This is a genomic window from Streptomyces sp. NPDC059373, from assembly GCF_042751495.1.
Classification (GTDB): domain Bacteria; phylum Actinomycetota; class Actinomycetes; order Streptomycetales; family Streptomycetaceae; genus Actinacidiphila.
In genome coordinates, this window is sequence record NZ_JBHYXC010000025.1 from 46,624 (window position 1) to 67,469 (window position 20,846).

A 20,846-nucleotide genomic window follows, 5' to 3' on the forward strand; every position below is an offset into this window, starting at 1 on the left:
TCAGTTGCCCTCGGACTTGACCTCACTGTCGACGAAGTCGCCGATGGCCTCGAAGACCACTCCCGGCTGCTCCATGTGCGGGAAGTGCCCGGCCTCCGGGACGGACCGGAAGGTGGCGCGGGCCTCGCCGGCGAGCACCAGCACCGGGACGGTGACCGGTGCAGGCGACCACGAAGCTTCGGGTCGTGGCAGTACGGGTCGCCCGCGTAGACCGCCAGGGTGCGCTGGTTGGCGGCCATCGCGGCCTGCTGCTGCTCGCTCTGCGCGGCCGGGTTGAGGCGCAGCTCCGGCTTGTGGAAGGCCAGTTCGCCGGTCCTGACCGGTCCTAGTGCCCCTCCCGGCAAGCTTTGCCCTGTCGCGCCGCCCAGCACGCACGCTCGCGGCGTTGGCCAAAAGCCCTGGTAGCTCCTCCCCCAAGCTCTCGGCTTCGCTCGAGCAGGGGGGACCCCCATCAAAGACTTCCGGCCGCCTTGCAATCGCACGCACCGGACGACGCTCCTTGACGGGCAAACATTGCCCGTCACAGCACTAGCTTCGCGGGGTCGGCGATCTCCAGCGGGGGCTCGGGCTTGATGCAGGTCGCGCCGAGCAGGACCAGCGCGCTGATCCGTCCGCGGTTGTCGCGCAGCCCCATCTCGGAGGCGATCCAGCCGTCGACCGAGCTGCCGGCCACCGTGACCGCGTGCAGGTTGAGCTCGTCGATCAGGTCCAGGTAGGCCACGGCCAGGTCGGCGACGGAGTCGGTCGACTCCGGCCGGGGCGTGCCGTCGAAGCCGGGGGTGGGTCGGGAGGATCACGTACGCGTGCTGGGACAGCGCGGCGGCGAAGCCTGCGACCGAGCGCGGCCCGGCGCCGCCGTCCAGCAACGATGCTGGGGCGGGCCGTCCTACTCCTTTGCGAGAGTGAACTTTCACGACCGTAGGCCACGTGCGCAAACTCATGCAAGTAGCCTCTCATCGTCAGAGTTGACTTGCGCTATGGTTGTCTCATACAGAAGGGCGAACCGATGACACCGCAGAGCAGCACCGGCCGGACCAACCAGAAACTGCGCACACGGACCGCGATCCTGCAGGCCGCGGTCGACCTGATGCGCACCGGCCGCGAGGTGACCATGCCCGAGGTCGCCAAGGCCGCCCTGGTGTCCGAGGCCACCGCCTACCGCTACTTCCCCGACCTGGCCAGCCTGCTGCAGGAGGCCATGACCGGGCAGTGGCCCACGCCGGCCGAAGCGCTCGAAGCAGTCGCAGACTCCCGCGACCCGGTCGAACGAATCGCCGCCGCGACCGAGCATCTGCTACGCCAGGTTCTGGCCTACCAGGGCGCGACCCGCGCCATGATCGCAGCCACCATCACCCGGCCCGAGGCCACCAGCGCGCGCCCCGCCCTGCGCGTCGGCCTGATCGACCACGCCCTCGCCCCCCTGGCCGACACCCTCGGCACCGCCGATCCCGCCGCCCTGGCACAGCTGAAGAACGACCTCGCCGTCGTCATCAGCGCCGAAGCCCTCTTCACCCTGACCGACCTGTGCGGACTGGACCCCGAAGACGCCATCGCCAGTGCCGTGCACACCGCGACCACCCTCACCCGGGCCGCCCTGCACGAACACGCCGCCACCGGCGCCCGCACCGCCGCGCAGCGCTGACACCAACACCGCGTCCGGCATCCGTCCCGGATTGCGGCGGCCCCCCGTTGCGTATTGCGTAGGAAGGGACGCGCCCCTTCGGCCTGGGGCGCCGGGCGTCGACATCGATTTGCCGGAATACGTCACTCCGTCTTACCGTTGCACATAGCAACAGGTTGTATATTGCAACTACTGGGTTGTCATGAGCGCGGATCACGAGGACGTCAGCTCCCGACAGCAGGCGGTCATGCGAGAGCTGCTCCAGCTCAGCCGCCGCTTCCGGGCTCATGCCCATCACCTGCACCCCGAGCTCACCCTGCCCGCCCACGCGGTTTTGGCGCAGCTCGCGAGCCGGGGCGGCCAGCAGGCCGGTGACCTGGTCGGCATGCTCGGGGTCTCCAAGTCCACCGTCAGCCGTGAGCTCTCCGACCTGCAGCGTTCCGGACTGGTCACACGAAGCCTCGACCGGTACGACAACCGGATCCAGGTCGTCGACATCACCGAGCGCGGCAGGGAAGTACTCGAGCAGTCGGACCGGCGGATGACCGCGCAGGTCGCACGGCGCACCCGCGACTGGCGCCCCGAGGAGATCCAGGCGTTCCATGCGCTCCTGCGCCGGTACAACGAGGGCGGCTCCCCCGCCACCTGACCCGGAAGAGAAAGAGAGGCGATCGCTATGCGCGCCGAGGACGTCGCACAGTCTTTGACCACCCCCCTCAACGCCCCCGCCTTCCCGGCGGGCCCGTACCGGTTCACCAACCGCGAATACCTCAACATCACCTACCGCACCGACCCGGCGGCACTCGACGCTGTCGTGCCCGAACCGCTGCGGGTTCCCGAGCCCTTGGTGCGATTCGAAGTCATGCGCATGCCCGACGTGACGGGGCTGGGCGACTACACCGAGTCCGGCCAGGTCGTGGCCGTCGAGTACGAAGGCGAACGCGGCGAGTACAGCCTGGCCATGTACGTCGACAGCCACCCGGCCATCGCCAGCGGCCGCGAGATCAGCGCCTTCCCCAAGAAACTGGGCGCGCCGCGGCTGTACATCGACTCCGACGCCCTGGTCGGCACCCTCGACTACGGCAGTCTGCGCGTCGCCACCGCCACCATGGGGTACAAGCACCGCCCTTTGGACCCCGCCCAGGCCCGCGATGAAGTCACCCTGCCGACGTTCATGGTCAAGAAGCTGCCGGGCTACGACGGCAGACCTCGCATCTGCGAGCTGGTCCGCGCCCAGATCTCCGACGTGACCATCAAGGGCGCCTGGACAGGGCCGGCTCGCCTGGAACTGTTCGCCCACGCGCTCGCGCCGCTGTCCGACCTGCCCGTACTCGAAGTCGTCGCCGCGAGCCACATCCTGACCGACCTCGCTCTGGGCCGCACAGAACTCGTGCACGACTACCTCGCCTGAGCCGTCGCGCTGCCGTCGCGCCGCCGTCGCGCTGCCGCACCAGGCCGGCCGTACCGGCAAGACCGCCCCATCCGCAGAGAGGACCCCACCATGACCGAAACCACTCATGCCGCCGGAATCCGACGCGTTACAGTCGTCGGCGGAGGCGTGATCGGCGCCTCCTGGGCCGCACTGTTTCTCGCCCACGGCCTCGAGGTCACCGTCACCGACCCGCAGCCCGGCATCGACACCCAGGTGCGCGAACTGATCGACGGCACGGTGCCCGTACTGCAGGGCCTGGGTCTGCGGACAGAAGACCTCACCGGGAATCTCAGCTTCGAGCCCGACCTGGCCGCCGCCGTGCGGGAGGCCGACCTCGTACAGGAGAACGGCCCCGAACGGCTGGACGTCAAGCAGCAGATGTGGCGGACGATCGAGGAGAACGCCCCAGCCACAGCCCTGTTCGCCACCTCCACCTCCGGCATCCCCGCCACCGACATCGCCACCGCGCTGCGCCGACCGGAACGCCTCGTGGTGGGCCACCCCTTCAACCCGCCGCACCTGGTGCCGCTCGTGGAGATCGTGCCCGGTGAGCGCACCAGCGAGGAAACCGTCGAACGCGCCCGTGTCTTCTACGCCGCGTTGGGCAAGAGCCCCCAGGTGCTCCGCAAGGAGGTTCCCGGTTTCGTGGCCAACCGTCTGCAATCGGCTCTCTTCCGTGAATGCGTACACCTGGTTGCCGACGGAGTCGTCACCGAACAGGAACTGGATGCCATCGTCACCTCCTCCATCGGGCTGCGCTGGGCGGTCGCAGGACCGTTCCAGACGTTCCACCTCGGCGGAGGACAAGGCGGCCTGGAGCACTTCGTCACCCACCTGGGCCCCGGCATGGAAAAGCGCTGGGTCCAGATGGCAGCTGAACACGTTGCCTTCGACGACGCCACCGTGGACACCCTGAGCGAACAAGCCCGGAACTTCGGCGCCGGAATCGACGAGTTGGCCGCCGAACGCGACCGCAGGCAGGTCGTCCTCATGCGTGCCCTCGCCGAAACCCCCCACGCGCACGGGGCGTAACACCGCGACCGAGCGCCCCGCCGCCCGCCACGGCAGGGGGCTCGCCCGGCCCCGACTCACCCGTTCTCCTTCGCGGAAAGCCCACACCATGAACTCACTCACCGAAAAGATCTCCCAGGCCGTAGCCCATCCGCTCAGCGGCGACGACGACTTCGACATCCACAACGCCCTGCACGACGTACTGGCCGACATCGGCATGCGTCCCGAGGACAGCGGCGGCCTGATCACCTTCCGTGGGGCCGACCCGATCGTCCCCTCCACCATCCGTCTGGGAGCCGTACCGGCGCTGGGCATGACCGCCAAGTCCGTGGCCCTCGCCTCTTTGTGGCGACACCGCGGGGGCGAGGGCCAGGACATCACCATGGACCTGCGCAAGGCTCCGCACCGCCTGTGCCCGTTCTACGACAAGAAATGGGAGAAGCTCAACGGGTTCAGCCCCGGTCGGCCGCATGACCCCGACAACCCTTTCAGCCTGCGGTTCTACGAGGCCCGCGACGGCCGCTGGGTCATGCCGCTCAACCTGTATCCGAAGATCAAGGACGCCACGCTCCGGCTGCTGGAGACCACGCCCGACGAAGCTTCCGTTGCGGAAGCCATCCGTACCCGGGACGCAGCCGACCTGGAACAGGCGGGCACGGACGCCGGCGTCGTGATGCCGATGCTGCGCACGACCGAGGAGTTCCTCGCCGAACCGCAGTACCGGGACCACATCGCCCACGAGCCACTGATCAAGATCGAGAAGATCGGCGACAGTGATCCCGAACCCCTGCCGGCCGGGGTCTCCCAACCCCTGGACGGTCTGCGCGCACTGGGAATGGGACACGTCATCGCGGGCGCGGGCATCGGCCGCGACCTGGCCCAGCACGGCGCGGACGTGCTGAATCTGTGGCGCCCCACCGAATGGGAGAACGACGTCACCTACTACACCGCGAACGTCGGAGTACGGTCGGCCACCGTCGACCCCTACTCACCCGAAGGCCGAAGCCGCATCCACGACCTGCTGCACGACGCCGACATCTTCTACGCGAACCGCCGGCCCGGCTTCCTGGAGAAGATCGGCCTGTCCGCCGAGGAGGCTGCGGCGGTGCGTCCCGGCCTCGTCTACGCCACCGTCAGCCTGCACGGTGACAGCGGACCATGGGCTGACCGCGTCGGCTTCGACCAAACCGCCGGCTGCGTCAGCGGAGTCATGCTCCGCGAAGGAACCGCCGGCCGCCCGGCCCTGCCGCCCATCGGTGTCGTCAACGACTACGTCCTGTCCTGGCTGGCCACCGCAGGAATCATCCGCGCCCTCATCCTGCGGGCCACCCAGGGCGGCAGCTACAAGGTCAGCCTCAGCCTGAGCCGGGTGTCCGCCTGGATCCTCAGCCTCGGTGTCTTCGACCGTGACTACGCCCACGAGGTCGCCGGCACGGGCGGCCCCGACTCCCGGCACGCCTACCTCGACCCCGACCAGTTCAGCGCCCAGACCCCCTGCGGCCTCTACACCGGCGTCACGGACCAGGTCGTGATGTCCGCGACGCCAGGCCGCTTCCGGACGATCCTCGTACCCCGCGGCAGCGGCGCCCCCGCCTGGCTGCCACAGACCTGACCCGGGGACCACTGACAGTCGGTCACGCGGCGTCGAGCCGGTCCCGCAGCTCCGGCGCGAGGTCCAGCTCTGCGGCGGGAAGCAGCTCGTCGAGCTGGGCCACACTGCTCACGCCCAGGATCGGCAGCACCGGCACGGACCCGCCGAGCAGCCAGGCCAGCACGACCTGGTTCGGGGTCGCGCCCAGCTCCGACGCCACCTCGCGGAGCACGCGCAGCCGTGCGGCCGAGCCGTCGTGCGCGTACTGGGCGAGGAGCGGCTTGTCGTCCCGCGTGTAGGCACCCGCGATGAGGGTGGAGTAGCCGAGCAGGGTCAGGTCGGGCTGGGTGCCCGCGTAGTCCAGCAGCTGGTCGTCCACGTGCCGCTGGCAGCCGAACCGGGCCCCTTGGCGCGGCTTGAGATAGGTGTGCCGCTGCTGGACGACCTGGTAGCCGGGCAGCCCGCGCTCGGTGGCGAGGCGGCGGGCCTCGGCGATGTGCCAGGCGGGGTGGTTGCTGACCCCGAGGGTGCCGACGGTGCCGTCGGCGACCAGGTCCGCGAAGGCTCCGACGGTCTCCTCCACGGGGACGCGCCGGTCCTCGATGTGGGCGTAGTAGAGGTCGATGCGGTCGGTGCCGAGCCGCTTCAGGCTGCCCTCGGCGCCCGCGCGGATGGTCGGGGCGGCCAGGCCCTCGGCGTTTCCGAGATCGCCGTCGTCGTCGATCCAGCGTGTGCCGCGTGAGAGGTCCGGGCGGGCACCGACCTTGGTGGCGACGACCATCCGGTCGCGGGCGCCGCGGTCGGCCAGCCAGTGGCCGAGGACGAGTTCGCTCTCGTCGCCGGTGGCGCCGTCCACCCAGCAGGCGTAGTTGTTGGAGGTGTCGACGAAAGTGCCGCCGGCCTCCATGAAGCGGTCGAGGATCGCGAACCCGGTCTTCTCGTCGACGGTCGTGCCGAAGGGCAGGACCCCCAGGCACAGCGCGCTGACTTCGGGGCCGGTCCCGCCGGCAAGTGTGCGATAGCGCATGGTGCGTACTCCCTGCGTAGACGAAAGGTGCACAGTCCCTGTTGCTGTCAGAGACTGTGCACCTTGGAGTACGGACGAGGGCAAGCCCTCCCGAACGGCCTCAGCCCACGAAGGCGTTGAGCTGGATGCCGCCGTCGATGACGAGGGTCTGGCCGGTGATCCAGCCGGCCGCGTCCGAGAGGAGGAAGGCGGCCGCGCCGCCGATGTCCTCCGGAACGCCGAGCCGCTTGAGGGGGTAGGCGGCTGCCGCCTCCTCCTCGCGGCCTTCGTAGAGTGCGGCGGCGAACTTGGTCTTGACGACCGCCGGGGCGATGGCGTTGGCGCGGACGCCGGGGGCCATCTCGGCGGCGAGCTGGACCGTGAGGTTGATCATCGCGGCCTTGCTGATGCCGTACGCGCCGATGAAGGGGGAGGCACTGAGGCCGGAGACGGAGGCGATGTTGACGATGGCGCCGCCGTGCTCCTTCTGCCAGGCCTTGTAGGTCTGCTGGGCGAAGCCGAGGGCGGAGATGACGTTGGTCTCGTAGACCTTGCGGGCGACGCCGAGGTCGAGTTCGGCGATCGGCCCGAAGACCGGGTTCGTACCGGCGTTGTTGGCGAGGTAGTCCACGCGGCCGAAGGCCTCCATCGTGCGCGCGACGGCCTCGGCCTGGTGGGCCTCGTCGTGGGCCTTGCCTGCGACGCCGATGACGCGGTTGGAGCCGAGCCGCTCGACGGCCTCCTTGAGGGCGTCCTCGTTGCGGCCGGTGATGGTGACGCGGTCGCCACGGGCGACGAGGGCTTCGGCGATGCCGTAGCCGATGCCCCGGCTGGCGCCGGTGACGAGGGCGACGCGGCCGCTGTCGGGCTGAGAAGTCATGACGGGGTCTCCTGTACGCGTCAGTTGAGCGGGCCGCCGGCCACGTACAGGACCTGGCCGGAGACGAAGCCGGCGTTGTCGCCGGTGAAGAAGGCGATGGCGTTCGCGATGTCGTCGGGCTTGCCGACCCGCTGGACCGGGATCTGGGTAGCGGCGGCGGCCTGGAACTCCTCGAAGCCCATGCCGACGCGGGCGGCAGTGGCCGCGGTCATGTCGGTGACGATGAAGCCGGGGGCGACGGCGTTCGCGGTGACGCCGAACTTGCCGAGCTCGAAGGCGAGGGTCTTGGTGAAGCCCTGCAGACCGGCCTTGGCGGCGGAGTAGTTGACCTGGCCGCGGTTGCCGAGCGCGGAGGAGGAGGACAGGTTGACCACGCGGCCGAACTTGGCGTCCACCATGTGCTTCTGGACGGCGCGGGTCATCAGGAAGGCGCCGCGCAGGTGCACGTTCATGACCGTGTCCCAGTCGGAGGCGCTCATCTTGAACAGCAGGTTGTCGCGGAGCACGCCCGCGTTGTTGACCAGGATCGTCGGCGCCCCCAGCTCCTCGGCGACGCGGGCGACAGCGGCCTCGACCTGGGCCTCGTCGGACACGTCGGCACCGACGGCGATGGCCTTGCCGCCTGCCGCCGTGATCTGCTCGACGGTGTCCTTGCAGGCGCCCTCGTCGAGGTCGAGTACGGCGACGGCGCGGCCCTCGGCGGCCAGGCGCACGGCGGTGGCGGCGCCGATGCCGCGCGCGGCCCCGGTGACGATCGCTACGCGCTGATCGGTGGTCGACATCTGTTCTCCTCAGCCTGTGATTCAGCCCTGTGGTTCGGCCGCCGCGACATGAGCGACCGCTTAGTAGGTCCCGTAGCCGAAACCGTAGGAGCGTCGTGACCCTGTGTCAACGCCAGCGCGGCCGATGTGGCTCAGCGCACCAGAAGATCCAGCAGGCGGTCCACCTCGGCCTCGGGGTCCGCGGTCAGCCCGGTGTGGATCGGCCCCGGCTGCACAATGGTGCTGCGCGGGGCGGTCAGCCACCGGAACCGCCGCCCCGGGTCGTCCTGCGACGCCTGTCCGGCCCGCGCGCCGCCCGCGCAGATGCCCTCGTACCCGCGCAGCGCGGCCCGTACGCCGTCCATGTCCACGTCGGCGTCCAGGCAGGCGAGGCGGGTCTCGTCCAGGTGCACGCGGGCCCCGAGGAAGGACTTGGCCCGGCAGTACACCAGCACCCCGGCATTGATCTGCTCGCCGCGCTCGATGCGCGGGACGACGCGCACCAGCGCGTACTCGAACACGTCCCGCTCGCTCACTTCGCGGCCTTCCCCTCGACCCAGGTGCGCAGCCACTCCGGCGGCGGCTGTTTCTCCTTCTCCTGCGGCGCGAGCTTGATCCGCTCGTGTACGGACCCGGCCCGGGCCAGCAGCACCTTCTCGTACGCCCGGCGTACCTCGTCGGGGCTCTCGAAACCCGGTTCGTCCGTCAGCCACTCGTCCGGGATGAGCGAGGTGACCTCACGCAGCAGCTCGCCGGTGATCTTCGGGGCCAGCAACCGGGCGGCGGCGCCGATGTCGGGGGTGAAGCGGGACAAGGCGTGGTCGGAGGCGTCGTAGGGCTTGTCGGCGGCCTGGTCGGCCGCCTTCCAGCTGTGGTGGAAGATCAGCGAGGCCCCGTGGTCGATCAGCCAGAGGTCCTTGTGCCACACCAGCATGTTGGGATTCCGCCAGGAGCGGTCGACGTTGCCGATGAGGGCGTCGAACCAGATGACACGGCCGGCCTCGTCCGGCTCCACCTCGAAGACCAGCGGGTCGAAGCCCAGCGAGCCGGGCAGGAAGTCCATGCCGAGATTGAGGCCGCCGCTGGCCTTCAGCAGGTCCTGGACCTCCTGGTCCGGCTCCCCGAGCGCGATCACCGGATCGAACCAGAACCTCACCAGCTCCGGCACCCGCAGCCCCAGCCGGCGTCCCAGCTCCCCCGCGACCACCTCGGCGACCAGCGCCTTGCGGCCTTGCGCGGCGCCATGGAATTTGACGACGTACGTGCCGAGATCGTCGGCCTCGATGACGCCCGGCACCGATCCGCCCTCCCGCAAGGGAGTCACGTAGCGGGTCCCTCTCACCTCATTGAGCATCGCACCAGATTAAGGGCGTGCGATGGCCGCTCCGTACCCGCGAGCACTTCACTCTCGACGGGATTCCTCGCGATGACTCGGTGTGTCCGAGCGGCCCGCGGCGATTTCCGGGAAATCTTGAACCAGGGGCCGGGGAGATCCGTATGTCTTGCGAGGGTGGTCACCCGCCCCACCGGGCGGACGCTCCCCCGCCGCCCGGTCCGTACAAGGCAACAGGAAGTGACGCATGGCCGAGACGTCCCGTATCCCAGGTTCGCCGACCCGCCGCAACGTCGTCGCAGGGGTGGGCGCTGCCGGCCTCGCCGCCGCGCTGGTCGCCTGCGGCAATTCCACCGACACCTCCGCGGGATCCGGCACCGTGTCAACCTCGCCATCGGAGGGCGGTGCCTCGTCGTCGGGCGCCGGTGGGAGCGGTTCGGCGCTCGCCAAGACCAGCGACATTCCGTCAGGCGGCGGCACGGTCTTCGCCGACCAGAAGGTCGTGGTGACCCAGCCGACCGCAGGTGAGTTCAAGGCCTTCTCCGCGGTCTGTACGCACCAGGGCTGCGTCGTCAAGGACGTGTCCGGCGGCACGATCAACTGCCCGTGCCACGGCAGCAAGTTCAAGATCGCCGACGGCAGTGTGGCCAACGGCCCTGCGACGCAGCCGCTGGCCGCGGCCAACATCAAGGTCAGCGGGGATTCGGTGACGCTCGCCTGAGGCCTCAGGCTGAGGCTTCAGGCTGAGGCGGACCCTGAGACAGAGGCTTTGGCGGCGCCCCGTCGCCGCCAGCTCTCGATGACCTCAGCGGCCGTGGTGACGGTCGAGACCAGCGCCAGGGTGTGCCGGACGACTGCCTGTGTGTAGTCGTCCGGCACCCCGGCGATGGCATCGGCCGGCACCACGGCTTCGTAGCCGAGGTTGACCGCGTCGAAGACGGCGTTGGGCACCGCGACGTTCGCCGAGACGCCGGTGATGATGACCGTACGTATCCCGAGATTGCGCAGCAGGGCGTCGGCGTCGGTGCCGGCCAGCGGCGACAGGCCGTGCAGCCGCCGCAGTACGAAGTCCGTGTCGGCGAGCGGGATCTCCCCGGCGAGCGTGGTGGCGGGTGTGCCGGAGGTCTGCTGGACGGGCAGGCGCTCGGCGGCGCGGAAGAGCCGGGCGTTGCGGTTGGCGCCCCGGCCGTCGGGGCGCCGTTCGGCGATGGCGTGCAGGACGGTGGCGCCGGCCGCGCGGGCGGCGGTGACCAGCTCCGCGATCCGGTCGAGGGCGCCGGACTCGCGCACGGCGGCGGCGAGTTCGGGCAGGGCGCCGTACGGGCCGACGACGCCGCGCTGGCACTCTATGGTGAGCAGGGCGGTGACGGCCGGGTCGAGGAGCGCGTCGAGTCTTTCCGATTGCCACACGGCCGCATACGATACCTGACGTATCGTCAGACAGGAAGCGGGGGCCGACAGTTGACCGACACCCAGCGGCGCGGACGCCGGATCATGATGACCCCGGACGAGATCGACGCCTTCCTGTGCGAGCAGCGCACGTGCCGGGTGGCCACCGTCTCGCCGGACGGCCGTCCGCACGTCGGGGCGCTGTGGTTCGCCTGGGACGGCATGTCGCTCTGGCTCTACTCGATCACGCGCAGCCGCCGCTGGGCCGACCTGCGGCACGATCCCCGGGTCGCGGTCGTCGTGGACGACGGCAAGGACTACGGCGAGCTGCGCGGGGTCGAGCTGGCCGGCAGCGTCGACTTCGTCGGCGAGGCCCCCCGCACCGGCGAGCCGCATCCCGAACTCGACGTGCCCGAGCGGCTGTTCGCCGCCAAGAACTTCGGCCTCGACGCCATGGTGCACGACGGCCGGCACGCCTGGCTGCGGCTCACCCCGGAGGCCGTGACGTCCTGGGACTTCCGCAAGATCCCGCAGGGCTGACGCCTCAGCCGGACACGCCCTGGACTTCCTCCCCCACCTTCCGCAGCGCGTCCACCGCCACCCGGATCGCGGGCCTGCGGTCCGCGTCGGAGCGCCAGACCGCGTAGATGTGCCGGCGCATGGTGTGGCGTACGGGCACCGCCCGCACCCCCTCCGGCAGCGGCCCGCGGCCCAGGCGCGGCGCGACGGCCACCCCGAGCCCGGCGGCGACCAGGGCCAGCACCGTGTGGTGCTCCTCGGCGTGGTGGGCGATCCGCGGCTCGACGCCCTTGCCGCGCAGGGTGAACAGCAGCCATTCGTGGCAGAAGCCGCCGTCGGGCCAGGCGATCCAGTCGTCGTCGGCCAGCTCGACGAGGTCGACCTCGGCCCGGTCGGCGAGGGGGTGGCCGGGCGGCAGCACCACATCGGCGAGGTCGTCGAGCAGCGGCGCCTTGGCCAGACCGCCGGGCAGCGACATGGGCTTGTTGTACCAGTCGAGGACCACCGCGAGGTCGATGTCGCCGCGCACCAGCCTGACCAGCGCGGGCTCGGGCTCCATCTCCTGGACCATCGCCCGCAGCTTCGGGTACTCCTGCCGCATCGCCAGCAGGGCCTGCGGGAACAGCCCACGAACCGAGGTCGGAAAGGCCCCCATGCGCAGCTCGCCGACCGGCGCCCCACGGTGTGCCTCCAGGTCGGAGTGGGCCAGTTCGACCAGGGACAGGATGCGCCCGGCGTGCCCGGACAGCAGCTTGCCCGCGTCGGTGAGCCGCACACCGCGGCCGTTCTTGGCCAGCAGTTGCTGACCGGTCTCGCGTTCGAGCTTGCTCATCTGCTGGGAGATGGCGGAGGTCGTGACATGCAGGACGTCGGCGGCCGCGCTCACGGAGCCGTAGGTCGACACGGCGTTGAGGATGCGGAGCCGCTCCAGATTCAACATGTAAGCGATCCTACGCGATCGTGCTTACGTAATCTCCCTTGTCCTAAGAGGTCGCAGAGGCCAAGGTGTACGGCATGAGCGCAACCACCCCCGCACCGTCCGCCACCGCACTATCCGCCGCCGCCGTAGCCGTTGACCGCCCCTCGCGCCGTCCCGCGCTGGACTGGCGGATCCGCTGGACCGTACTCGCGCTCATCTGGGGTTTCAGCTTCCTCCTCATCAAGGTCGGCACCGAGGCCTTCGCCCCGCTCCAGGTCACCCTGGGCCGCATGGGCTTCGGCACGGCGGTCCTCGTCGCCACCGTGGCGGTCAAGCGCGAGCGGATCCCGCGCGGGGCGCGCACCTGGGGGCATCTGGCGGTCGCGGCCTTTCTGCTCAACGCGCTGCCGATGTCACTCTTCTCGTACTCCGAGCTGACTATCCCGTCCACCCTGGCCGGGATCTGCAACGCCACGACTCCGCTGTGGAGCATGGTGCTCTCGGTCGTCGCCTTCTCCGAGGACCGGCCGACCCGCCAGCGGGTGATCGGGGTCGGCGTCGGATTCCTCGGCGTCCTCACCGTCCTCGGCGCCTGGCAGGGCTTCTCCGGGCAGGACCCCGCCGGTACAGCGATGGCCCTGGCCGCCGGCGCCAGCTATGCGGTCGGCTGGATCTACGTCCGCCGGACCCTGAGCGACAGCGGCAACTCGGCCCTGTCGATGTCGGCGCTGCAGCTGCTGCTCGCCACCGCCCAGCTCGCGGTCGTCACCCCGCTCTTCACCTCCGCACCGGCCTCGTTCCCGGTCGTGCCGCTGCTCGCGGTCATCGCCCTGGGGGCCATCGGCACGGGCTTCGCCTTCCTGCTCCAGTACCGCCTGGTCGCCGAGAAGGGTCCGACCATCGCGACCATGGTCACCTACCTCATCCCGGTCATCGCGACCGCGGCGGGCGTCACGATCCTCGGCGAGCACCTGAGCTGGAACGAGCCGGTCGGCGCCCTGGTCGTGCTGGCCGGCGCCGCCCTGACGCAGCGCCGGCCCCAGGATCCGGCCCAGGACCAGGACCGGGCTCAGCCGAAGCGCCCGGCCCGGTAGGGGCGCACCGCGTCGGCGATGGCGTCCGCCAGGGCGGGCAGCTCACCGGCGTCGAGCGGTGACACGGTCACCCGTACGCCGGGCGGCGAGGCCAGCCGGAAGCGGGCGCCCGGGGCGACGGCCCAGCCGGACTGGAGGAGACGGGTGACCGCGCCGGTCTCGTCGGGCACCGGGATCCAGACGTTCATGCCGCTGCGCCCGTGCGCGGGGACGCCGCGCTCGGCCAGCGCCCTCAGCAGCCCGTCCCGGCGCTCGGCGTAGCCGGCGGCGACCGCCTCGGCGTCCACGGCGCCGGTGCGCCACAGGTGCACCACGGCGTCCTGGAGGAGATGGCTGACCCAGCCCGGTCCGAGGCGGTGCCGGCCGCGGACCCGGTCGACGGTGACGGGGTCACCGGTGAGCACGGAGAGCCGCAGGTCAGGCCCGTACGCCTTGGCGGTCGACCGTACGAGCATCCAGTGCCGGGTGCTGCCCGCCAGCGGGTGCAGCGGCAGCTCCACGAGGCCGTGGACGTGGTCGTCGTCGATGACAAGCACGTCCGGGTGCCCGGCCAGCACCGTACGCAGTTCGGCCGCGCGGGCGGCGGAGATCACGGCCCCGGTCGGGTTCTGGCCCCGGTCGGTGACCACCAGGCCGCGCGCGCCCTGCCGCAGCGTCCGCTCGACGTCGCCGGGCAGCGGGCCGTCGTCGTCCACCGCGACCGGCACCGGCCGCATGCCCAGCGCCGTGAGGATGTCGAAGACACTGCCCCAGCCCGGGTCCTCGACGGCGACCGCGTCGCCGGGGCGCAGATGCGCGGTGAGCGCCCGCTCGATGGCGTCCAGCGAGCCCGACGTGACGCCGATCGGGCCGTCCGGCACGCCGTCGGCGTCGAAGGCCTCGCGGGCCAGCCGGCCCAGCTCCTCGTCCACGGCGGAGCCGCCGTACAGCATCGGGCGCGCCGCGTGCCGGGCCGCCGCGGCCGCCAGCGCGTCGCCGAGCGGGGGCAGCAGCGCCAGGTCCGGATTGCCGGTGGCCAGGTTCCGTACGCCGGGCGGCGCTTCGATGCTGATCTCGTCCCGGGCACTGGTCGCGGGGCGCGGGCGGACCCGGCTGCCGCGCCGCCCCGCCGTCTCGATCACCCCCCGGTCGCGCAGCAGGCGGTAGGCCGCGGCGACGGTGTTCGGGTTCACGCTCAGCTCGGTGGCGAGCTCGCGCAGCGGCGGCAGGGTCGCGCCGGGCTGCAACGCGCCCTCGCCGATGGCGCGTTCGACGTCGGCGGCAATTTCGGCTGCGCCGCGCCCGGTGATCGTATAGTCTCCTAGCACAAACAGGATTATGCACTAGTTCAAAGGATTGCGCCATGACCGACACTGCCGAATACCGGGCGACCGACCGCACCGTCCCCACCCGCAGCGCCGACCGCGCCTCCTACGACCACGAGCTGGTCCACTCCATCCTCGACGAGGCCTACGTCTGCCACCTCGGCTTCGTCCGCGACGGCGCGCCCGTCGTCCTGCCGACGCTCTACGCCCGCGTCGGCAACCGGCTCTACGTTCACGGCTCCACCGGATCCCGCCCGCTGCGCGGCGCCGCCGCCGACCCGGGGCTCGCGGTCTGCCTGACGGTCACCCACGTGGACGGCATCGTGCTGGCCCGCTCCGCCTTCCACCACTCCATCAACTACCGCTCGGTCGTCGTCCACGGCACCGCCCACCAGGTCACCGACCCGGCCGAGCGCGCCGAGGCCCTGGACGCCCTGGTCGAGCACATCGTCCCCGGCCGGGCCGACGACTCCCGCCGCGCCAACGCCAAGGAGCTCGCCGCCACCGCCGTTATCCGCCTCGACCTCGACGAGGTCTCCGCGAAGCTCCGCACCGGTGGCCCCAACGACGACCCCGAGGACCTCGCCCTCCCCCACTGGGCCGGCGTCCTGCCCGTCTCCCGTACGTACGGCGCCCCCGTCCCCTCCGACGACCTCGACCCGTCCATCGCCCTCCCCGCCTACCTCGCCTGAGGACCGACCATGCTCATCCACCCCTGGGATGCCGCCCTCGACGAAGCCGAGTGGCAGGGCTGGCTCGCCGCCCACGACTTCGGTCAGCTCGCCGTCAACGGCCCGCCCGGCGAACCGCCGTTCGTGCAGCCGCTGCACTTCTCGTACGACGCCGAGCGCGGCGAGGCCGTCACGCATCTGGCCCGGCCGAACCCCATCTGGCCCGCGATCACCGCCGCCCCGCAGGTCACCCTCAGCGTGGTCGACGACTACACCTTCATCCCCGGCCCCTGGCACGCCCCCGACGACGCCCCGCCCGAGCACGGCACGCCCACCAGCTTCTACGCGGCCGTCCAGCTGCTCTGCACGGCGCACGTCGTCGACGACCCCGAAGCCAAGGCCGACCTCCTGCACCGCCAGCTCGCCCACTTCCAGCCCGCCGGCGACTACGCCCCCGTCGCCCCCGACGTCGCCCCGTTCGGCCGCATGCTCCCCGGCATCCGTGGCCTCCGCCTCGAAGTCACCGACGTCCGCGCCAAGTTCAAGTACGGCGCCAACAAGCCCCGCACCATGCAGCACACCGTGGCCGCCCGCCTGGCCGACCGCGACGCCCCCGGCGACGCCGCCGCCCGCGCCCACCAGCTGCGCCGCCTGGCCGCCACGGAGGGCTGAACGCGGGGCGGGGGTAGCCCCGCCCCGCGCACCCTACGAGTGGGCCCCTACGCCGCCGCCAGCCGGGCCTCCTCAAGACCCAGGCCGGCGACAGCCGCCAGCAGGATCACCGTGCCCACGACGGTCGCCGGCGCGAGGCGTTCGCCCAGGACGGCGACGGCGATGGCGGCCGCGGAGACCGGCTCGATGAGGGCGATGACGGAGACCGTGGCGGCCCGGACGACCGCCGCGCCGGCGAAGTAGAGCCCGTACGCGAGAGCGGTGGGCACCGACGCGAGATAGACCAGCAGCCACAGGCTGTGCGCCAGCCCCTCGGCGCGCGGCAGCAGTCCGCCGCCCTCCGCCTCCGCGAAGGGCAGGATGCAGACGGCGCAGATGGCGAAGGACCAGAGCGAGGTCAGGAAGGGGTCGCCGCCCCCGCCGTCACGGCCCAGCCGCCGGGTCAGGACGGTGATGCAGGCGTACCCGAAGGCGGAGAGCAGCGCGAAGGCGACACCCGCCGGCCGGACCGACGCACCGCCGCCGCCCAGCACGAGCACGGCGAGCCCGACGAGCGCACCGCCGACCGCCAGCACGCCCCCGCGGCCCAGGCGTTCGCCCATGGTGAGCCGGGCGCCCAGCGCGATGAGTACGGGTCCGGCGCCGAGGGTGACCACGGTGGCGACGGCCAGCCCGGTGACGGCGACCGCGCAGAAGTACGCTGCCTGGAAGAGGGTGAGCCCGAGCCCGGTGACGAGGATCTGCCGCACCGGCGCGGCAGCCCGCGTACGGCGCCGGCCCCGCCCGAGCAGTCGCGCCGCCAGCAGCAGGGCGACGCCCCCGGCGGAGCGCCAGAAGGTCAGGGCCAGCGGGCCGAGGCCGCTGCCGGAGTAGAGCAGCGAGGCGGCGGCGCCTGCGGTGCCCCAGGCCGTGGCGGCGAAGGTGACGTAGAGCAGACCCCGTCCAACGGGCAGGGCGTGGGAAGGCACATGGTGATCGGACACGGAGTTCTCCCGCGGAAGAAAAGGAATGGTCGCCTGGTCCCGTGTGCGGGCAGCGGCGACCGGCCCGTCACCGTGCAATCACCGGCCGGGCCCGGTCTTCCGTGGTTTCGCCGCCCGCGTCAGGCGGCGGGAGGCGGCAGAACGCCGTGCATCAAAGGCATGGTCATCACCCTATACGGGCTCGGGCAGCGGCTCGACAACCGGATCCTGCACTGCCGGCGGGGACCCGGCCGGCTTGGCCGTCTGCGCGACAAACGCCCCGGCCAGCACCAGCACACCGCCGACGATCTGCGGCAGCGCGAGATGCTCCCCGAGCAGCACCCACGCGAAGACCGTCCCGACGACCGCCTCCAGGCAGGCCACCACGCCCGCGACCTGCGGCGACAGCCGGCGCACCGCCAGCACTCCGGTGAGGTAGGCGACGACCGTCGCCACCAGCACCACCCAGCCGAGCAGCAGCAGAGCGGGCACCTCCCGGTCGCCGAGCGCGGCCTTCCCGGCGAGGACGGACCACGCCATGCCCCAGGGGCGCGAGACGACCGTCAGCGCGATGGCGCCGACCAGCAGTCCGTAGGCGATGACGCCGACCGGATCGGGTGCGTCGTCCCCCGCGCTGCCGTGGTCGGCCAGCACGAAGTAGCTGACCTGGCAGATGGCCGCGCCGAAGGCGAGCAGCAGACCGAGCGCGTCGAAGGCGAGCCCTGACCAGACCTCGACGACCGAGGCCATGCCGCCGACCGCGAGGACGACACCGACGGCCGCCGCCCGGGTCACCGGCTTGCGCTGTACGAAACGTACCCAGCCCAGCAGCAGCGCCGGGCCGAGGAACTCCACGAGGATCGCGACGCCGACCGGGATCCGGGATATCGCCGCGAAGTAGAAGGTCTGTACTCCGGCGACGCCCAGCAGCCCGAAGCCGAGCAGCAGCCCCGGCCGCCGCAGCACCAGCGCCCGGTGCCGCCAGGCGACCGGCAGCATGACGAGCGCGGCGCCCGCCACCCGCAGCCACACCACGTGCAGCGGATCGAGCCCGGCCTCGATCAGCGGCTTGGCCGCGACTCCCGAACCACCGAACGCGAAAGCGGACCCGAGTGCGAGCCCGAGTCCGGCGTTCCTCCCCTGTGAGACATGCATCGGGCCATGATGTCAGCTCGCGACAGTACCGTCACCTCCGTAGCAACTGACAGGGCGGCGCTGGTCGGGCAGCGCCGCGAGCAGCTCCCGGGGTTCCACCCCGGCGCGGCTCAGCACCTCGGCCGCCCGGCACTCCGGGTCGGCGGCGAGCGCGGCCAGCAGATCGGTTCCGTTGGGCTGGGCCACGCCGCGGGCGCGGGCGCGCGCCGTGGCGGCGTTCACGGCAGCGGCGGCGGACGGGCTCCAGCCGGGCAGTCCCGGTACGACCGGCAGGGCCCCCGAGTCCTCCACCGACCTCCGCCAGCGCATGCCGTAGCCGATGCTGCGCTGCACCAGGTATCCGAGGACGCGCACCAGCCGCCCGTCCCCCGACCCGCCGGCCAGGACGTCCCGTACGCGGGCGTCGTTCTCCAGCAGCGAGTGCAGCAGGTGCGCGGTGTCGATCTGCCGGTCCCCGTCCCGCGCGGCGCGCCGACGCGCGCTGGTCGCTACGGCGCGGAGCTCCACGCTGAGCCGCGCGTCGTCCATGGTGTCGCTGTGCACGGTTCCACCCCATCAAACAGCGGGGTGTCCCGGCATCGGCACGGGGTGGCATTTGCCTCTCCGTCAAAAGAAGGGCACATACGCCCGCCCCCTCCTCCTGGGGGATGACACCGCCCCGGCCGACCCCTAGGGCCACTTGGGCCAACTGGGGCTGACTAGGGCCACAGCTGCCCCCGGCTCCAGCCGTCGCCTTCGCGCGCATAGCGCAGCCGCCGGTGGAAGCCGCCGGTGTCCCCCTGGAAGAACTCGGCCTCGACGGCGGTCAGTTCGTAGACCGTATGCCCCTCCGGGACGGCCTCCGGCTCGGCCGCCACCCGCGCGACCGCCCGGCGCCGCTCCTGCTCGTACGCCTCCGGGCCGGCCAGCGGCGCGCTCATCAGGCCGGTGAAGCCGGCGGCCTTCGAGCGGTCGCGGCGTCCCAGGAAGTCGCGGCGCGCGGTGTCGGCGTCGAGCGCCCGCACCGGTCCTGCCATCCGGATCTGGCGGCCGTGGCGCGGCCAGTACCAGGTCAGCGCGGCGTGCGGGTTGGCCGCCAGCTCCTGCCCCTTGCGGCTGCCGGCCTCCGAGGCGAAGACGAAGGCACAGCGCTCCAGGTCGACGCCGCGCAGCATCAGCACCCGCGCCGAGGGCCTGCCGGCCGCGTCCGCCGTGCCGAGGGTCATGACATGCGGCTCGGGCACCCCGTCGTCGAGGGCACAGGCGAGCCAGTCGGCGAACAGCGGTCCGGGTTCGGGGCCCGCGCTCAGCGGGTCGAAGTGCGGCAGGGGCCCGGTCAGTACGGGCGCGGAGCGCATCCGCCGCAGCAGCGACTCGGCGGTCACGGGGTCGTCTCGGTCGTCCACCTTCCGATCCTCACACAGCGCCCGGCGTGCGGCCGCCCCGTACGCGCCCCTCACGCAACCGCCGCGCACCGGCCGCCGTCCCTCAGTGTCGACGGACGGGGAAGGGAACCGCCGAAGGAGAACCATGGCCAGACCGCTGCTCTTCCTCGACATCGACGGCGTACTCAATCCCGTGCTGCCGACCCCGGGCTTCCTGCCGTACGACATCCTCGACTTCACCGTGCTCCTGTCCGCCGCCCAGGGCAGGTGGCTTCGTGAGCTGGCCGGGGTCTACGAGCTGGTCTGGGCCACCACCTGGGAGCACGACGCCAACAAGCACATCGCGCCCCGGCTCGGTCTGCCGCCGCTGCCCGTGGTCGAGTTCAGCGCGTACCGCCCGCGACCCGGCGATCCACGGCTGCCGGACGGCGAGGTCTCCACGGGCCGCAAGTGGGCGCCGATCCTGCGCCACGCGGCGGGCCGTCCCTTCGCCTGGATCGACGACGTCATGCCGCGCCGGCTGGTGCGGCGGGCGCGCTTCCGCCCCGACCGGCTGCTGCTGCCGGTCGACCCGGCGCACGGGATGAGCCGGGGGCATGTGAAGCGGCTGCTCGGTCATCCTCCGGTGAGGAAATACCGTCCTGACGGTTCATCAGTATTGAATGTTGCGGCTCCGGCGGTTACGTTCCGCACCACCCGCCGACGAAGGAGGAGTGGTCGCATGGCCGAGGTCTCCGCACAGGCCCGTATCGCGGCTCCGGCCGAGAAGGTCTGGGACAAGCTCACCGACTTCAGCTCGCACACCGAGTGGAGCACCACCCACACCGGCTTCCCGAAGGGCGGCCCGTCGCCGCTGGAGGCCGGCGCCACCTACCAGGAGAACATGAAGCTCATGGGCTTCCCGGCCGAGGTCAACTGGACCGTGGCCGAACTCGACCCCGGGCGGGAGTTCACCATCACCGGCAAGGGCCCGATGGCCGTGGACCTGCTCACCCGCTACACCCTCACCCCGGACGGCGACGCCACCCAGCTCCGTATCGACGGCTCCTTCAACGGCGCCGCCGTCGCCCTCATGGCCGGCAAGCTCAGGGACTCCGCGACCGCCGCCCTGGAGGAGTCGCTGCGCAAGTTCGCCCGGCTGGTCGAGTAGTCCACAAGACAG

Annotated in this window: 25 protein-coding genes and 1 pseudogene; 12 read left to right on the forward strand and 14 right to left on the reverse strand. The window is 71.6% G+C overall.

Going from position 1 to position 20,846, the window contains the following annotated elements; genetic code table 11:
- Complete coding sequence (locus ACFXJ5_RS27925) at positions 1 to 144, reverse strand: alpha/beta fold hydrolase (protein ID WP_384636694.1); 144 nt, start codon at positions 142 to 144, stop codon at positions 1 to 3.
- A gap of 376 nt (positions 145 to 520) precedes the next feature.
- Positions 521 to 721, reverse strand: a complete 201-nt coding sequence (locus ACFXJ5_RS27930) for a hypothetical protein (RefSeq protein ID WP_384636697.1) — start codon at positions 719 to 721, stop codon at positions 521 to 523.
- A gap of 285 nt (positions 722 to 1,006) precedes the next feature.
- Between ACFXJ5_RS27930 and ACFXJ5_RS27935 the strand changes: the two genes are divergently transcribed.
- The 5 genes from ACFXJ5_RS27935 (at position 1,007) to ACFXJ5_RS27955 (ending at position 5,676) form a co-directional block, all read left to right on the forward strand.
- On the forward strand, positions 1,007 to 1,642 hold the full coding sequence (locus tag ACFXJ5_RS27935) for a TetR/AcrR family transcriptional regulator (protein WP_384636700.1): 636 nt from the start codon (positions 1,007 to 1,009) through the stop codon (positions 1,640 to 1,642).
- Positions 1,643 to 1,823: 181 nt separating this feature from the next.
- Entirely contained in the window at positions 1,824 to 2,270 is a 447-nt protein-coding gene (locus tag ACFXJ5_RS27940) for a MarR family winged helix-turn-helix transcriptional regulator (RefSeq protein ID WP_384636703.1), read from the forward strand.
- Positions 2,271 to 2,297: 27 nt separating this feature from the next.
- A complete protein-coding gene (locus ACFXJ5_RS27945; RefSeq protein ID WP_384636706.1) occupies positions 2,298 to 3,032 on the forward strand; it encodes an acetoacetate decarboxylase in 735 nt (244 codons plus the stop codon).
- A gap of 90 nt (positions 3,033 to 3,122) precedes the next feature.
- A complete protein-coding gene (locus ACFXJ5_RS27950; protein ID WP_384636709.1) occupies positions 3,123 to 4,085 on the forward strand; it encodes a 3-hydroxyacyl-CoA dehydrogenase NAD-binding domain-containing protein in 963 nt (320 codons plus the stop codon).
- A gap of 88 nt (positions 4,086 to 4,173) precedes the next feature.
- A complete protein-coding gene (locus ACFXJ5_RS27955; RefSeq protein WP_384636712.1) occupies positions 4,174 to 5,676 on the forward strand; it encodes a CoA transferase in 1,503 nt (500 codons plus the stop codon).
- A 22-nt stretch (positions 5,677 to 5,698) separates the two neighbouring features.
- Here ACFXJ5_RS27955 and ACFXJ5_RS27960 read toward each other — a convergent pair whose 3' ends face one another.
- The 5 genes from ACFXJ5_RS27960 to ACFXJ5_RS27980 all read right to left on the reverse strand — a co-directional run bounded on the left by ACFXJ5_RS27960 (position 5,699) and on the right by ACFXJ5_RS27980 (position 9,656).
- Positions 5,699 to 6,682, reverse strand: coding sequence for an aldo/keto reductase (locus ACFXJ5_RS27960; protein WP_384636715.1), 984 nt, complete (start codon positions 6,680 to 6,682; stop codon positions 5,699 to 5,701).
- A 100-nt stretch (positions 6,683 to 6,782) separates the two neighbouring features.
- Positions 6,783 to 7,541, reverse strand: a complete 759-nt coding sequence (locus tag ACFXJ5_RS27965) for an SDR family oxidoreductase (protein ID WP_384636717.1) — start codon at positions 7,539 to 7,541, stop codon at positions 6,783 to 6,785.
- Between the two features lie 20 nt (positions 7,542 to 7,561).
- Positions 7,562 to 8,323, reverse strand: coding sequence for a 3-oxoacyl-ACP reductase FabG (gene fabG / locus ACFXJ5_RS27970; protein ID WP_384636720.1), 762 nt, complete (start codon positions 8,321 to 8,323; stop codon positions 7,562 to 7,564).
- A 131-nt stretch (positions 8,324 to 8,454) separates the two neighbouring features.
- Positions 8,455 to 8,838, reverse strand: coding sequence for a DUF3037 domain-containing protein (locus ACFXJ5_RS27975; RefSeq protein WP_384636722.1), 384 nt, complete (start codon positions 8,836 to 8,838; stop codon positions 8,455 to 8,457).
- A complete protein-coding gene (locus ACFXJ5_RS27980; RefSeq protein WP_384636725.1) occupies positions 8,835 to 9,656 on the reverse strand; it encodes a HipA family kinase in 822 nt (273 codons plus the stop codon). The genes ACFXJ5_RS27975 and ACFXJ5_RS27980 overlap by 4 nt, the downstream gene beginning before the upstream one ends.
- A 226-nt stretch (positions 9,657 to 9,882) precedes the next feature.
- On the opposite strand from ACFXJ5_RS27980, the gene ACFXJ5_RS27985 reads away from it, so the two are divergent.
- The gene (locus ACFXJ5_RS27985) at positions 9,883 to 10,356 is read left to right on the forward strand and encodes a Rieske (2Fe-2S) protein (RefSeq protein WP_384636728.1); all 474 of its coding nucleotides are present in this window, start codon (positions 9,883 to 9,885) and stop codon (positions 10,354 to 10,356) included.
- Between the two features lie 17 nt (positions 10,357 to 10,373).
- Here ACFXJ5_RS27985 and ACFXJ5_RS27990 read toward each other — a convergent pair whose 3' ends face one another.
- A complete protein-coding gene (locus tag ACFXJ5_RS27990; protein ID WP_384636731.1) occupies positions 10,374 to 11,045 on the reverse strand; it encodes a cysteine hydrolase in 672 nt (223 codons plus the stop codon).
- Positions 11,046 to 11,096: 51 nt separating this feature from the next.
- Here ACFXJ5_RS27990 and ACFXJ5_RS27995 point away from each other — a divergent pair, with 51 nt between their 5' ends.
- Entirely contained in the window at positions 11,097 to 11,564 is a 468-nt protein-coding gene (locus ACFXJ5_RS27995) for a pyridoxamine 5'-phosphate oxidase family protein (protein WP_384636734.1), read from the forward strand.
- A gap of 4 nt (positions 11,565 to 11,568) precedes the next feature.
- On the opposite strand, the gene ACFXJ5_RS28000 is transcribed toward ACFXJ5_RS27995, so the two are convergent.
- Positions 11,569 to 12,483 (reverse strand): LysR family transcriptional regulator, encoded by a 915-nt coding sequence (locus tag ACFXJ5_RS28000; RefSeq protein ID WP_384636737.1) that lies wholly within the window; start codon positions 12,481 to 12,483, stop codon positions 11,569 to 11,571.
- A 74-nt stretch (positions 12,484 to 12,557) separates the two neighbouring features.
- Here ACFXJ5_RS28000 and ACFXJ5_RS28005 point away from each other — a divergent pair, with 74 nt between their 5' ends.
- Positions 12,558 to 13,556, forward strand: a complete 999-nt coding sequence (locus tag ACFXJ5_RS28005) for a DMT family transporter (protein WP_384636740.1) — start codon at positions 12,558 to 12,560, stop codon at positions 13,554 to 13,556.
- Here ACFXJ5_RS28005 and ACFXJ5_RS28010 read toward each other — a convergent pair.
- Positions 13,532 to 14,863 carry an aminotransferase class I/II-fold pyridoxal phosphate-dependent enzyme gene (locus tag ACFXJ5_RS28010; RefSeq protein ID WP_384636743.1) on the reverse strand — a complete coding sequence of 444 codons (1,332 nt, stop codon included), beginning with the start codon at positions 14,861 to 14,863 and terminating at the stop codon, positions 13,532 to 13,534. The genes ACFXJ5_RS28005 and ACFXJ5_RS28010 overlap by 25 nt on opposite strands.
- Before the next feature lie 35 nt (positions 14,864 to 14,898).
- Here ACFXJ5_RS28010 and ACFXJ5_RS28015 point away from each other — a divergent pair, with 35 nt between their 5' ends.
- Both ACFXJ5_RS28015 and ACFXJ5_RS28020 read left to right on the forward strand, forming a co-directional pair.
- On the forward strand, positions 14,899 to 15,552 hold the full coding sequence (locus ACFXJ5_RS28015) for a pyridoxamine 5'-phosphate oxidase family protein (protein WP_384636745.1): 654 nt from the start codon (positions 14,899 to 14,901) through the stop codon (positions 15,550 to 15,552).
- Between the two features lie 9 nt (positions 15,553 to 15,561).
- A complete protein-coding gene (locus tag ACFXJ5_RS28020; protein WP_384636748.1) occupies positions 15,562 to 16,203 on the forward strand; it encodes an FMN-binding negative transcriptional regulator in 642 nt (213 codons plus the stop codon).
- A gap of 47 nt (positions 16,204 to 16,250) precedes the next feature.
- Here the strand turns inward: ACFXJ5_RS28020 and ACFXJ5_RS28025 are convergent, their stop codons facing one another.
- From ACFXJ5_RS28025 to ACFXJ5_RS28040, 4 genes are all read right to left on the reverse strand, one after another.
- On the reverse strand, positions 16,251 to 17,186 hold the full coding sequence (locus ACFXJ5_RS28025) for a DMT family transporter (RefSeq protein WP_384636751.1): 936 nt from the start codon (positions 17,184 to 17,186) through the stop codon (positions 16,251 to 16,253).
- Positions 17,187 to 17,357: 171 nt separating this feature from the next.
- Positions 17,358 to 18,320: a DMT family transporter gene (locus ACFXJ5_RS28030; RefSeq protein WP_384636754.1), complete on the reverse strand. Its 963-nt coding sequence runs from the start codon at positions 18,318 to 18,320 to the stop codon at positions 17,358 to 17,360.
- A gap of 12 nt (positions 18,321 to 18,332) precedes the next feature.
- Positions 18,333 to 18,848 (reverse strand): Clp protease N-terminal domain-containing protein, encoded by a 516-nt coding sequence (locus ACFXJ5_RS28035; RefSeq protein ID WP_384636894.1) that lies wholly within the window; start codon positions 18,846 to 18,848, stop codon positions 18,333 to 18,335.
- 170 nt (positions 18,849 to 19,018) lie between these two features.
- Positions 19,019 to 19,705 (reverse strand): pyridoxal 5'-phosphate synthase, encoded by a 687-nt coding sequence (locus tag ACFXJ5_RS28040; RefSeq protein ID WP_384636757.1) that lies wholly within the window; start codon positions 19,703 to 19,705, stop codon positions 19,019 to 19,021.
- 124 nt (positions 19,706 to 19,829) lie between these two features.
- On the opposite strand from ACFXJ5_RS28040, the pseudogene ACFXJ5_RS28045 reads away from it, so the two are divergent.
- Positions 19,830 to 20,273 (forward strand): annotated as a pseudogene (locus ACFXJ5_RS28045) (HAD domain-containing protein); the annotation flags it as partial.
- A 132-nt stretch (positions 20,274 to 20,405) separates the two neighbouring features.
- On the forward strand, positions 20,406 to 20,834 hold the full coding sequence (locus ACFXJ5_RS28050) for a type II toxin-antitoxin system Rv0910 family toxin (RefSeq protein ID WP_384636897.1): 429 nt from the start codon (positions 20,406 to 20,408) through the stop codon (positions 20,832 to 20,834).
- Positions 20,835 to 20,846 lie beyond the last annotated feature (12 nt).